Raw genomic sequence first — 12,426 nt, forward strand, 5'->3', positions numbered from 1 at the left:
GACGGCGAGGCTCGATCGGCTACGCGCGCGGCCACCCCACCACCCAGGCCGGTCGATGCACCGAGGCAACACGAGCCCGCCACAGTCGCGCAGTCGGGTGCCGGGGTTTCGTCGGCGCTCGCTGGCGCTCGCTTGCTCAACCTCCGGCCACGTCTCAGGCGCTCACACCTCGCCCGGGGCCGCCTTGCGCAGGACGATCCGCGTCCAGGCGCCGAGGTAGACGCGCTCGTCGGGGCGGATCTCGACCTTCTGGCCTGGCGGGATGGGGGTGGTGGGGACGGCGCCGAGGGCGCCGCCGACGTAGGTGCCGTTGGAGGAGCCGAGGTCCTCGACGAACCAGCGGGTGCCGTCGGTGGTGAGCTGGGCGTGGCGGCGGCTGATGCCGGTGTCGGTGCCGAGGTCGAGGTCGGGGGCGATGCCGCGGCTGCGCGAGGCCCGGCCGATCAGGACCGAGGTGTGGCCCAGTGCGATGACGGCAGGGACGCCGGGTGAGGGCAGCGGGTCGTCGCTCTGCTGGGCGGCGTACCAGTCGGGGTCGATCCAGACCTCGGCCACCCACTGCTCGGCCGGCGCCGGGGACGGGTTGGCCGGCGCCGGCTCGACCGGAGGCACCGCGGACGGCGCGTCCGCCGGGAGGTCCAGCGAGCTCGGCGTGGGCGGGTCGAGCGGCCGCGGCATCGCACCGGTGGTGAAGTCGTAGCCGCAGTTCTCGCAGAACAGGGCGTTCGCCGGGTTCGAGGTGCCGCAGCTCGGACACGCCGCCGCATCGGCCGGCGGCGCCGGAGCATCCGCCTCGGGCGGGGGCGATGCGGGAGTCGGTGGGGAGGCGTCGGCCGGGGTCGAGGCGGGGGCACCCATCGCGATGCCGCAGGTGTCGCAGTAGTCGGTGGCCTCCGACTCGTGGCCGGCCGGGCAGGTCTGGCTCACTTCTTGATCCGGGTGGTCTTGGTGGAGGCCGTGTCGAGGGCCATCTCGTCGGCCTTGTCGACGCTGCGCTTGAGCCGCACCGTCCCCTCGGCCTCGTTGTCGACGTCGACCACCTTGCGCAGCTTGGAGGTCGCCTCGTCGTTGCCGGTGGCCGCGGCGAGCTGGACGGCGCGGCCCAGCTTGGTCGTCGCCGTCGCCTCGTCGCCGGCGGCCTTGGCGGCCAGGCCCTCCTGGATCATCTCGGCCAGCTCGGTCTGCCCGGTGTAGTGGGCGACCTGCTGGTCGATCTTCGCGGTCAGCTCGGTGTCGCCGGACCAGGTCGCCTTCACCAGCGCCTGGGTGAGGACGTCGTCGCCGATCGCGAGCTGGACGCGTGCGGCCAGCTGCTCCTGGCCGATCGCCTTGGCCGCGACCCGGACCGCCACGTGGTAGTCGCGGGACTCATCGGCCCATGCGCCGGTGGGATAGGAGCCGGTGAGCGGGTTGACCTCGGTACGGCGCGTGGTGAGGTCCTCGACGGTGGGCGCGACCTGGCGCACGAACAGGATCTGCGCGCCCTGGGGAGCCCACACGCGCAGCTGGGCATCGGCGACGCCGCGGGCCATCGAGGCCTGCATCATCTCGCGGAACTGCTCGACCATCTGGTCGGGCGTCGGGATGATGTCGACGGTGCCGAGCAGCGCCTGCGAGATCTGGCGGACCTCCTCGACCTGCCAGTCGGTGCCCGCACCGCGGCAGTCGCACTGGAAGTAGCCGGTGGCGCGGGCGATGGCGGCGTCGAGCTTGCCGGTGTCCTCGCGGTTCTCGCCGTCGGTGAGGAGGATCGCGTGCCGCTGGGTGATGCCCTCGACCGAGCCGAACAGCTGCCCCGCGAGGTCGAGCCAGGTGCTCATCGCGGTGCCGCCGCTGCCGACGAACTGCGCGACCGCGGCCTGCGCCTCGGCGCGGGTCTCCGGCGACATCCGCACCATCCCCGGGCCGGAGCTGACCTGGGGGTAGGCGAGCATCGCGCGGTCGGAGCCGGCGATGACGGCGAACCACACGCCGTCGAGGATCTCCCCCACCGCGGTGGAGGCGGCCTGCTTGGCCGCGGCCATGGTGCTGGGGCCCATCGATCCCGAGGTGTCGACGATGATCACCTCACCGGCCGAGGCGCCGCCGTCGGACGCCGCCGATCCGGCACCCGTGCAGGTGACGGTGACGATCGCGTTGACGTCGGTGCCGCCGTCGGGGAGGAACTCGTTCTGGTAGACGGTCGCGTTGAACTCAGCCATCGGTCTCCCCTTGGGTGGTCTGATCGGTTGCTTGCCCGGTCTGCGGTGATCCGTGCGGTGATGCCTGCGGTGAGGACATTGTGCCGGGCACCCGGGCGAGGGTGACGGTGATGTTGTCCTGCCCGCCGCACCGGTTGGCGAATCCGACCAGGGCGAGGGCGAGCGCCTGCGGGTCGGAGGTGCCTGCGGCCGCGATCTGCGCGGCGAGGTCGGCCGGCTCGGAGGCGTAGTTCCACAGCCCGTCGGAGCAGTTGAGCACCCAGCCGGGCCCGGTGACCTGGTGCGCGCTCACCCGGGGTGTGAGGTCGGGGGCGTCGATGCCGAGCCAGCGGGTGATCGCGTGCCCCTGCGGTCCCTCCTCGGCCTCCTTGCGGGAGACGCCGGCGGCGATCTGGGCCTGGGCCACGGAGTCGTCGACGGTGAGCTGGCGCCCCTCGCCGGTGTCGGGGATCCAGTAGGAGCGGGAGTCGCCGATGTTGGCGACGTGCAGCACCTCGCCCTCGACGACGACGGCCGAGAACGTCGCCGACGGCGGATGCTGCGAGCCGTCCTCGGTGAGCGCCACGATCGCGTCCTGCGCGGCCTCGACGGCGCTGGCGAAGGTGCGGCTCACCGCGGCGGTACGGCTCTCCGCGGTGCCCATCCCGCCGGGCATCGGCACGAGCAGCGCATCGCGCGCGGCCTTGGCCCCGGCGAGCGAGGCGACGTCGGAGTCGTCGGTGTTGGAGACGCCGTCGAGGACGACGAGCACGGCGCGGTCGCCGGAGGCGAACAGGGCCATCGCGTCCTCGTTGCGCTCGTGCCGGATGCCGCGATCGCTCACCCCGGCCACCCAGTCGGCCGGCGACTCGCGGAAGTGGTCGCGCTCGCTGGGGGCCTTGGCGCCGCACGACCCGCAGTAGCCGTCGGCGTCGACCACTCCCCCGCACTGCAGGCACGGCCGCGGGCCGGACACCGGCTTCGCGCCGGGCGCGCGGGTGGCCGCGGTGAGGTCGAAGGGGGCGGCCTCGTCGGCGACGTCGGCCGGACGTGGCGCCGCGGCGGGCGCACCGTCGCCGACGGGCTTCCCGCACGCCTCGCAGAAGGCCGCGCCGGGCGGCACGGGCTCGGCGCAGTGGGGGCAGGTCATCGGGCTCCTCGGATCATCAGGTGAAGGACCAGTTGCGGACGGCGTTGGCGCGGTTGACCAGCTCGATCCGCTCGGGCAGGTCGGGGGCGTCGCGCGCGAGCAGCCGGTAGGTGCGCTCGATGCCGTCGCGCAGGGAGGGCTCGTCGGCCGTGATCGCGCCGATCGTCGCCTGCTGCGCTCCCTGGGCGGGGGCACCGCCGCCGGTGACCAGCGCCAGCGCCTGCTCGAGGATCCGCACGGTGAACCGGCCGTGGGTGGCCGGGTCGAGGGAGGCGGAGTCGATGGAGGTCATCGCCTGGTCGAGTACCGCGAGGTCGGCCGGACCACCGCTGAGCAGCACCTCGGCGCGCAACTGGCGGCTCTCGGGGTAGCCACGGCTGGTCCGGGGCACCAGATCGAGGGCCGCGACGGCGCCCGTCGCGTCGCCACGGGCCGACCGGATCCGGGCGACGCCGAAGGCCGCCGGGGCGACGTAGGCGGCGTCGGTGGCCGCGCAGGTGAGGTAGAGGCTCTCGGCGATCTGCGGCTGCCCGCCGAGCTCGCAGGCGGCCGCGAGGGCCAGCTTCGGGGCGAGCTCGCCGGGCACCTGCTGGTAGACGGCGTTGAAGGCGGCCGAGGCGCGCGGCCAGTCCTGCTGCTGCATCGCGGCGAGCCCCTCGACCCACAGCGCCCGCCACTCCCACGGGTCCTCGGCCAGCAGCTGGGCCGAGACGTCGAAGGCGAGCGCGGGGTTGTCGGACTCCAGCGCCGCACGGGCGGTCGCCAGGAGGACCTCGGGCGACTGCTCGGGCGCCTGGCTGGTCAGGACGTTGAGCAGCTCGCCGGGCGTGGGGGCTCCGATCCCGCTCAACCAGGCGTACTGCGGGTCGGTGGTGTCGACGCGCAGCAGCGGCAGCTGCGACCAGGTGAGGACGCCGCGGGAGGTCGTCGGCGCCTCGAACAGCGGCGAGGCGGCGGAGGTGAGCGCGGTGCCGGTGCTGGTGCGGGCGACGGTCTCGCGCAGCACGCCGAGCATCTGGGTGCGCAGCTCGTCGATCGAGGAGAACCGGTCGGCCGGGTCGGGCGCACAGCACTTGGCGATCAGCCAGTACAGCGAGTCGTTCTCGGCGAACAGCGGGGTGCTCTCGACCGGCGGCAGGCTGTGCAGATAGGTGCCCTGGTAGCCGCGGAACTCCATGCACAGCACGACGAGGGTGCGGCCGATGGTGTAGATGTCGGAGGCCACGCTCGGGCCGACCTGGGCGACCTCGGGCGCCTGGTAGCCGACCGTGCCGTAGATCGCCGACTCCTCGTCGTCGATGCGCCGGACGCCGCCGAGGTCGATGAGCTTGAGCGCGTCGCCGACCTGGATCATGTTGTCGGGCTTGAAGTCGCAGTAGACGAGCCCGAGATCGTGCAGGTAGCCGAAGGCCGGGAGGATCTCCAGGACGAAGGCGAGCGCCTGGTCGACCGGCAGCGGGTCGTAGACGCCGCCGCCCGCCTGCATCCGCTCCTTGAGGATGTCCTTGAGGGAGTGGCCGCCGACGTACTCCATGACGATGTAGCCGGCGCCGTCGTGGGTGACGAAGTTGTAGATCTCCACGATCAGCGGGTGCTCGACCTGGGCGAGGAACTGCTGCTCGGCGATGGCGGCGGCCAGCGCGTCGGGGTCGCCGGAGTTGAGCAGCCCCTTGAGGACGACCCATCGGTTGGAGACGTTGCGGTCACGGGCCAGGTAGATCCAGCCGAGCCCGCCGTGGGCGAGCGCGCCGGCCACCTCGTACTGGCCGCCGACCAGGTCGCCGGGTAGCAGCTTGGGCGTGAAGGAGAACTCCTGGCCGCACTGGGCGCAGAACCCCTCGGTGCGGCCGGGCTGGCCGTCGCGGCCGCGACCCACGGGGTTGCCGCACTTCGCGCAGGTGCGCTTGCTCTCGGGGACCATCGGGTCCGGCTTGATCGCGGCCGCCGGGTCGACCGGTGCGGCGGGCGGCACGCTGGTGAGGCCGGCGCCGATGCGGGCGGCCCGCAGCCGCTGGGAGCCCGAGCGCACCCGCCGTGTCGACGACGTCCCCGCCGCGCGCGCGGACCCGAAGCGTGCCGAGGGCACCTGGGACGACGACGTCCGGCTCGAGAGCGCCTCGTGCGCGACGGGCGTCGTGCCGGCCGAGGCCGCAGGGGCCGCTCCGGCAGGCTCCGGGGCGGCGCTGCCGGCCATGCCGCAGGTGTCGCAGTAGCCGTCGCTCAGGGTGCCGCCGCAGCCGGGCTGGGCGCAGGCACCGGTGGCCGCAGCAGGGGTCGAGGCAGCAGCGGACGCGGGCGCAGCAGCTGCCGGCGCGGCGCTCGCGCCGGGGTCGGGGGCCATGCCGCAGGTGTCGCAGTAGCCGTCGACGACGGTGCCGGCGCAGCCGGGCTGGGTACAGGCGGGTCCACTCACTTCGACACGTCCTTGGTGGTGAGGGCGGTGAGCCAGGACTGGTAGGTGGTCACGAGCTGACGGCAGACCGCCATCGGCGCCGGACGGCGGGCCAGCACGTCGCGGGCCTGCTGCTCGCTGGCGGCCAGGTCGGCCTCGGCGGCGACGCCCAGGCCGTCGGCCTTCGCACGCAGGCCGTCGAGCAGACCGACCAGCTCGGTGTACTCCGCCAGCGCGGCGGAGTAGCGGTCGTGGGCCAGCGTCATCGCCTGACCGACCCGGTCGAGCCGCTCGAGATAGGGCTCGAGCGTCTCCATCGTGTTCGGGATGGGACCGAGCGCCTCGACGTCGGGGACGGCGTACTTCGGCGCGGGGTCGACGGTGGCGACGCACTCGGCGGCAAGCGCGGTGAGGGCGGTCTCGCGGCTCTCGAGGTCGGCGCGGATCCGGCGCGCCTCCTCGACCCGGCCGCGGGCGTCGCGCCGCAGCTGGTTGCCGACGATCAGGTCGCGTTCGTAGAGCGCGGCGTCCTGCTCCAACGGCGCCAGCAGGCCGCCGACGTCGGCGCCACGGCCGGCCCGCTCGGCGACGTCGTTGAGCCGGACCATCAACGCGGCGAGTCGGTCGACGGCGTCATCGCGCAGCAGCGCGGGTTCGAGGGCCACCTGGTCGCGGATCCGCTCGAGCTGGGCGCGCAGGTCCTTGACGCGGCCCGCGGCGTCGCCCGCGCCGGGCGAGAGCTCGACCCGGGCGTGCAGCTGGCCGGCGAGCGCGTCGCAGAGACGGCACGCCTCTGGCACCGACATGCCCGAGGCGGTCGGGTCGTCGGCGCCGCGGCTCCAGATCAGGGTGGCGATGCGCTCGCGGTTGGTGGGTAGCACCCGGCCGCCGTCCCACAGCGTCCACATGCGGGCGTAGCGGTCGGAGACCGACTTCCACAGCGAGAGCGCCAGCGACATGTCGGCCGCGACCTCGTCGCCGCGTCCGGCGGCCAGGGCGGCGGCGTCGAGGTCGTCGAGCTCGCTGCGGCGCAGCCGGACCCACTGCTCCAGGCCGGTGAGGTAGGCCTGGAGCTCGTCGGCGGCCGGGGCGCTGCCGAGCGCGCCGGGCGCCGCGGGGGCGGTGTGGGTGAGGTCGACCATGGTGCTCGCGCTCATCGGCCGTAGACGGGCGGGGGCTGGACGCCGGGCACCTTGAGCTGGTCCTTGAACCACTCGTCGTAGGAGGCCTTCCAGCGGCCGTCGGCGCGCATGTACTCGAGCACCTGGTTGATCAGGCGCACCAGGTCGACGCGGTCCTTGCGCACTCCGATCCCGTAGGGCTCCTGGCTCAGTCGCTCGGTCTTGAGCACCTCGGCGTAGGGGTCCTGGGCGGCGAAGCCGGCGAGCACCGTGTCGTCGGAGGTGAAGGCATCGGCCTCGCCGTTCTGGAACTTCACCATGCACCGGGAGTTGTCGGGTGCGGTGACGATCTCGGCGTCGGGCACGAGGGTGCGGATGTTGTCGACGGTGGTGGTGCCGGCCGAGGCGCAGATCTTCTTGCCGGCGAGATCCGCCGGCGTCTCGATGCCCGACCCGCTGCCGACCAGGATCTTCTGGCCGGCGTCGTAGTAGACGGTGGAGAAGGCGACCTGCTCCCAGCGCGAGCAGTTGACGGTCATGTTCCGGGCCACGATGTCGACGGTGCCGTCCTGCAGGAACGGGATCCGGTCGGCGGCGGTGATCACGCGGTACTCCACGTGGCCCGGCTCGCCGAAGATCTTCTGGCCGATCGCCTCGGCGAGGTCGATGTCGAAGCCCTCGAGCTGGTTGTCGTCGGGGTTGCGCGAGCCGAGCAGGTAGGTGTCGCCGGCCACTCCGGCCACCAACTTGCCCGACTTCTTGATCTCCTGCACCGACTTGCCGCTGCCGACGTCGCCGGTGGGTGCGTAGGAGCGCAGCGCGCTGGCGTCGTTGGTGCAGTCCGGCGGCGGCGCGGCGCTCGGCGCGGCGGGTTCCTCCGGCTTGGGAGTGGTGGTCTCGTCGTAGCCGCCGCAGCCGGCGAGCAGGACGAGCGCGGCGAACGTCGCGAGGCCGGTCTTGAGGCGCATCAGAAGTACTCCTTGCGGCGGACGTCGATGCCGCGGGTCACGGCACCGGCCGCGGCGAGGGCTCCGAGGATCGTGACCACGATCAGGGCGAGCGAGATGCCGTCGCCCGACCCGAAGCCGTCGCTGGCCTCGGCGCCAGCATTCGCGGCCCTCTCGGCGGCGGCGGTGTCGAAGCGGTTCAGCACCGCGGTCGGCGCCTCGTCGGCGGTGCTGGTGGCCAGCTCCACGGCCTTCTCCCAGTCGCCCGCGTCGTCGAGGTCGCGGACCTGCTGGTGGGCGGCGACGTACTGCTGCCACAGGTCGCCCAGCACGCCCGAGTCGTCGACGGCCGCGGCCTGCTCGTCCCACTTGGCCTCGTAGGTGGCGCCGGAGCCGCGGTTGATCAGCCCCTGGCTCTCCAGGGCCTTGGCGTCGTTCGCAGCGGTGCGAGCGGTCGCGGCGTCCACGGCGTCGCGGTACGCGCCGTCGCGCAGGGCGTCGTTGCGGTCGTTGCGCACACCCGCGTGGATCGCGGTGGCGACGCCGAGGATCGCGACGATCAATGCGGCGATCGCCAGGCCGGCGTTGACCCGCCGGCGGAAACGCCGAGACACCTGCTGGTTGAGCCAGATCAGCACGGCGAGGGTGAGCAGCGTCAAGACGATCAGCCACCACGGGTGCTGGGCGTCCATCTCGTCGACGGCCCGCTCGGAGTTGGCGTCCACGACCGCCTGGATCATCGGCAGCGCCTCGGCTCGCAGCAGCGTGCCGGCGTCGTTGAGGTAGGCGATGCCGATCGGGAACTGCTGGCGGTTGTTGTCGCGCGCCTGGGCGACCGAGGTGGTGTAGTCGGAGATCGTGGCGTTGAGGTCGGCGAGGACCTGCCGGTCGGCGGGCTGGGCCTCGGCCGCGTCGGCCACCAGGCGCAGCGCCTTCTCGATCGTCTCGTCGTACTCGGCGCGGGCCGCGGGCGGCTCCAGGCCGCCGACCAGGAAGGCGTTGGTGGCGACCGCGTCGGCGCGCAGGAGCAGCGACTGGATCTCCTGAGCCCGGACGACCTGCTCGGTGTTCTCCGCGGCACGACCGTTGGCCTGCCAGCCGAGCAGCTGGACGGTGGCCGCGAGCGCGCCGAAGAGCACGCACGCGACGATCCCGATCGTCTGGATCCGGTTGAGGAGCCGAGGCACGTTCTCGGTGAAGCCGCTGCTGGACGGGACGACCGAGGCGTTCGCCGCGCGTCCGGTCACGGCGGTCGCGCCGGCGGACTGCGGTGCCGGGGCGGGCTGGGAGGCGGTCTGCGTCATGAGGTCTCCCCAGCATCGGTGACGGGTTCGGTGACGAGGTCGACGACGCCGACCGGAACCTCCTCGCCGGGCGGCACGAGAGTGCTCTCGGGGAGGTCGTCGGGCTCCAGCGTGCGCAGCTGCTCCAGCGACGGCGCCTCGATCTCACGCAGCCGCCAGGCATGGCGCCCGATCGCCGCCTCGAGCAGGTTGCGCACGTAGCGGGCGTTGCCGAAGGTCGGGCCGCGCTGCACACCGGCGAGGAGCTCGCGCAGCCGCTCGAGGACCGGGTCGGCGGCGTCGTACTCGGCGGCGGTGGCCATCGAGGCGAAGATGGCGACCAGCTCGTCGTCGGTGTAGTCGGCGAAGTCGATGGTGGTGCGGAAGCGGCTCTCGAGGCCGGGGTTCTCGGAGATGAAGACCGCCATGGGCAGCGGGTAGCCGGCGACGATGACGACGAGGTCGTCGCGCCGGTCCTCCATCTCCTTGACCAGGGTGTCGATCGCCTCCCGGCCGTACTGGTCGCCCGAGAGCGAGTAGGCCTCGTCGATGAACAGCACCCCGCCGGCCGCCGAGGCCACCACCTCGGCGGTCTTCATCGCGGTCTGGCCGAGGTAGCCGGCCACCAGCTCCGAGCGGTCGACCTCGACCAGCTGCCCCTTCGAGAGCAGGCCGAGGGCCTGGTAGATCCCCGCCACCAGACGAGCGACCGTGGTCTTCCCCGTGCCCGGGTTGCCGTTGAAGATCATGTGGCGGGTGATCGTCGCGGACTTCAAACCGGCCTCGGCGCGCAGTCCCTCGACGCGCAGCACCGCGGCCTGCCGGTGGATCTCGGCCTTGACGTCGGCGAGCCCGACCAGCGCGTCGAGCTCGGCCAGCAGCTCCTCGACCGTGCGGGCCGGCGGCTCCGGGGCGGCGTCCGGCGTCGGCTCCGCGGGCGGCTCGGCGGGGGCGGCGGCGACCGGCGCCGGGTCGGCGTCGGCCGGCTCGGCCGGCTCGGCCGGCCCGGGGGAAGCGAGACCCGAGAGGCCCATCCCGGCCAGCTTGCGCTGGACCACGGAGAGCTGCTGGAGCAGCGATCCGGCGACCTCGTCGCCGACCGTGGGCGGTACGGCCCGCGCCGCCGGCTCGCTGAGCTGGGCGGCGCTCGCGGTAGCGGCGTTGCCGGTGGCCCGCGGGTCGGCGGATCCGAGGCTCGCGGCCGCGACCGCGACGTCACCGAGGGCTGCGGCGTACGCCGGCGCCTGCGCGGAGCCGGTGGTGGCGAGCAGGCTCATCGACGCCGTCGGTGCCGCGCGGTAGCGGCGGCCGCTGGAGGCGGCGTCCTGGAAGGACTCCGCGGACGCGGGCCGTCCGGTCTCGGCACACCAGTCGACGAACGCGCCGGTGGAGGGCTCGGCGACCGTGGCGGCCAGTGCCTCGCCCTCGCGCCGGGCGGTCGCCGGGTCGATGCCGGCGTCGCGGGCCACCTTCTCCAAGGCGTCCAGCGCCCCGGCCAGCGTCGTCTGGTTGCTCATCGGGTCCCCTTCATGTCGGGCTGCCCAGCTGCAGGTCGGGGCCGCCGTCGGAGGATTGCCCGAACTTCGCGTCGAGGAACATGCCGTGGGCGATCAATGCCTGCGCATCGGCCCGGTTCGCGGCGTCGAGGATCTTGTCCATCGTCGAGCCGAGCAGCTCCAACTGCTCCACGAGCACCATCAGCGAGGTCTTGTAGCCGTCGATGGGCCGGGTGTCGGCCCACTCGCGGGGCAGCCGCAGGTAGGCACCGATCGCCTCGGGCAGGTAGCTGGTCGCCGTGGCCACCACCGAGTAGCCCTCCTGCGAGCCGAGGCCGAGGTTCCGGATCCGCGGAAGCGTGTCGTTGATGGTCCGGGCGATCCGCACGACCCGCGTGGTGATCACCGCCGGCGCGTTCGCCGAGGCCAGCTGGGCGTGGACCCGGTTGAGCGCGGCCAGCACGTCCTGCTCGGTGGGAGGTGCGGGCACGGCCCCTTGACCGGCATCGGCAGGCGCGCCGGAGCCCCCGCGGCGTCGCTGCCACCAGTCCCTCAGTCCCACGCGCCGGTCAGTTCGTCAGTTGAGCGGCTGGGTGGACAGGTCGAGGGTGCCCGCGGCGTTGCGGGCGTCGTGCTGCTCGACCCGGTCGAGGTAGGAGCGCGACTTGGCGACCTCGGTCTCGAGCACGCCGATCGTCGTCGACATGTTGTCCAGCGCCTTGAGCTTGAACTCGTCGATGGAGTCCATGGTGGCGTAGATGTTGGCGAAGGCGGCCTGGAGCTGCTCGATGCCGATGGTGGAGGACGCCGCCTGCTCCTGGATGCGGGCGGAGTTGTCGCGCAGCATCTCCGAGGTGCGCTGGATCATCCCCGACGTCGTGGTGTTGAGCGCGCTGATCTGGTCGAGCACCAGCTTCTGGTTGCCCAGCGCCTGCGCCACGATGACCGCCGTGCGCAGCGCGGAGACCGTGGTGGTGGAGGCCCGGTCGACGCCCTTGATGAGCTCGACGTTGTTCTTGATGATCACGTCGATCGCCAGGTAGGCCTGGATCGAGACGGCGAGCTGGGTGAGCAGATCCTGGTGCTTCTGCCGCACGTAGAACAGCACGTCCTGGCTCATCGTCTTGGCGGCCTCGGGGTCGCTCAGCTCCAGCTCGGCGATCTTGGCGGCGAGCTTGGCGTCGAGCCGCTCGGCGACGTAGACGTACTGGTTCAGGCGCCCCATGACCGCCCACAGGTTGGTCTTCTCCAGGTTGAGGGCGACGTTGTCGCGCTGCAGCTCGTCCTGACCGTTGCGCAGGCTGTGCAGGATGCCGTTGAGCTGGGTCTGGGAGGACTGGTACTTGCGGAAGTAGTCGGTGATCTTGTCGCCGAAGGGCAGGATGTCGAGCCAGCGCTTGGCGCCGGTGGCCTGGCTGGGGTCGAGGTCCTCGACGGTGCGGCGCAGCTCCAGCAGGGTCTTGCCGACCGTGGAGCCCTGGGCGATGCCGCCCTCCTTGAGCGCCTTGACCGGCTGCTCGAGCATCCGGTTCGACGTCTCGGCCGCCTTGCGGATCTCGGCGTCGCCCATGGTCCGGACGTTCTCGGCCTGGGCGGCGAACTCGGGGCTGCCGGCCTGGGTGCTGCTCAGCGCCGAGAGGAAGCCCTCGACCTTCGCGTCGAGCTCGGGCAGGACGTCGGCGGCCACCGGCGGCGCCATCTTGGGCGCCTGGGTCTCCGCGACCGGCGCGGGCGCCTCGGGCGCGGTCAGCGTGATGACGGGGTCGGGCGGGGCGAGGGGCGCGACGGCGGCCTCGCCGCCCGGCTGCTCGGGCGTTCCTGCGGTCATGCCGCGAAGTGTGTCACGCAGATCGCGAT

The 12,426-nt window shown here is 73.0% G+C and carries 10 protein-coding genes; all 10 read right to left on the reverse strand.

The window, feature by feature from the left end; genetic code table 11:
• Positions 1-162: 162 nt before the first annotated feature.
• The 10 genes from WMR31_RS14140 to WMR31_RS14185 all read right to left on the reverse strand — a co-directional run bounded on the left by WMR31_RS14140 (position 163) and on the right by WMR31_RS14185 (position 12,397).
• Positions 163-927: an FHA domain-containing protein gene (locus WMR31_RS14140; protein ID WP_340539496.1), complete on the reverse strand. Its 765-nt coding sequence runs from the start codon at positions 925-927 to the stop codon at positions 163-165.
• A complete protein-coding gene (locus WMR31_RS14145) occupies positions 924-2,201 on the reverse strand; it encodes a vWA domain-containing protein (RefSeq protein ID WP_340539497.1) in 1,278 nt (425 codons plus the stop codon). The genes WMR31_RS14140 and WMR31_RS14145 overlap by 4 nt, the downstream gene beginning before the upstream one ends.
• The gene (locus tag WMR31_RS14150) at positions 2,194-3,330 is read right to left on the reverse strand and encodes a PP2C family protein-serine/threonine phosphatase (protein WP_340539498.1); all 1,137 of its coding nucleotides are present in this window, start codon (positions 3,328-3,330) and stop codon (positions 2,194-2,196) included. Before WMR31_RS14150 ends, WMR31_RS14145 begins: the two co-directional genes overlap by 8 nt.
• Before the next feature lie 16 nt (positions 3,331-3,346).
• Positions 3,347-5,743 carry a serine/threonine-protein kinase gene (locus tag WMR31_RS14155; RefSeq protein ID WP_340539500.1) on the reverse strand — a complete coding sequence of 799 codons (2,397 nt, stop codon included), beginning with the start codon at positions 5,741-5,743 and terminating at the stop codon, positions 3,347-3,349.
• Positions 5,740-6,879, reverse strand: a complete 1,140-nt coding sequence (locus WMR31_RS14160; protein ID WP_340539501.1) for a hypothetical protein — start codon at positions 6,877-6,879, stop codon at positions 5,740-5,742. Before WMR31_RS14160 ends, WMR31_RS14155 begins: the two co-directional genes overlap by 4 nt.
• Complete coding sequence (locus WMR31_RS14165; RefSeq protein WP_340539502.1) at positions 6,876-7,811, reverse strand: glutamate ABC transporter substrate-binding protein; 936 nt, start codon at positions 7,809-7,811, stop codon at positions 6,876-6,878. The genes WMR31_RS14160 and WMR31_RS14165 overlap by 4 nt, the downstream gene beginning before the upstream one ends.
• A complete protein-coding gene (locus WMR31_RS14170) occupies positions 7,811-9,094 on the reverse strand; it encodes a GlnX family signal transduction membrane protein (RefSeq protein ID WP_340539503.1) in 1,284 nt (427 codons plus the stop codon). Before WMR31_RS14170 ends, WMR31_RS14165 begins: the two co-directional genes overlap by 1 nt.
• Positions 9,091-10,590 carry an AAA family ATPase gene (locus WMR31_RS14175; RefSeq protein ID WP_340539504.1) on the reverse strand — a complete coding sequence of 500 codons (1,500 nt, stop codon included), beginning with the start codon at positions 10,588-10,590 and terminating at the stop codon, positions 9,091-9,093. The genes WMR31_RS14170 and WMR31_RS14175 overlap by 4 nt, the downstream gene beginning before the upstream one ends.
• Positions 10,591-10,600: 10 nt before the next feature.
• On the reverse strand, positions 10,601-11,059 hold the full coding sequence (locus WMR31_RS14180) for a hypothetical protein (RefSeq protein ID WP_340539505.1): 459 nt from the start codon (positions 11,057-11,059) through the stop codon (positions 10,601-10,603).
• 87 nt (positions 11,060-11,146) lie between these two features.
• Positions 11,147-12,397 (reverse strand): toxic anion resistance protein, encoded by a 1,251-nt coding sequence (locus WMR31_RS14185; protein WP_340539506.1) that lies wholly within the window; start codon positions 12,395-12,397, stop codon positions 11,147-11,149.
• Between the last annotated feature and the right edge of the window lie 29 nt (positions 12,398-12,426).

This window comes from Nocardioides epinepheli (genome assembly GCF_037936805.1).
Taxonomy (GTDB): Bacteria; Actinomycetota; Actinomycetes; order Propionibacteriales; family Nocardioidaceae; genus Nocardioides.

Coding starts and splice junctions, on each gene's coding strand:
- WMR31_RS14160 (WP_340539501.1), bottom strand. CDS start 6,879: ATGAGCGCGAGCACCATGGTCGACCTCACCCACACCGCCCCCGCGGCG.
- WMR31_RS14150 (WP_340539498.1), bottom strand. CDS start 3,330: ATGACCTGCCCCCACTGCGCCGAGCCCGTGCCGCCCGGCGCGGCCTTC.
- WMR31_RS14175 (WP_340539504.1), bottom strand. CDS start 10,590: ATGAGCAACCAGACGACGCTGGCCGGGGCGCTGGACGCCTTGGAGAAG.
- WMR31_RS14165 (WP_340539502.1), bottom strand. CDS start 7,811: ATGCGCCTCAAGACCGGCCTCGCGACGTTCGCCGCGCTCGTCCTGCTC.
- WMR31_RS14170 (WP_340539503.1), bottom strand. CDS start 9,094: ATGACGCAGACCGCCTCCCAGCCCGCCCCGGCACCGCAGTCCGCCGGC.
- WMR31_RS14185 (WP_340539506.1), bottom strand. CDS start 12,397: ATGACCGCAGGAACGCCCGAGCAGCCGGGCGGCGAGGCCGCCGTCGCG.
- WMR31_RS14145 (WP_340539497.1), bottom strand. CDS start 2,201: ATGGCTGAGTTCAACGCGACCGTCTACCAGAACGAGTTCCTCCCCGAC.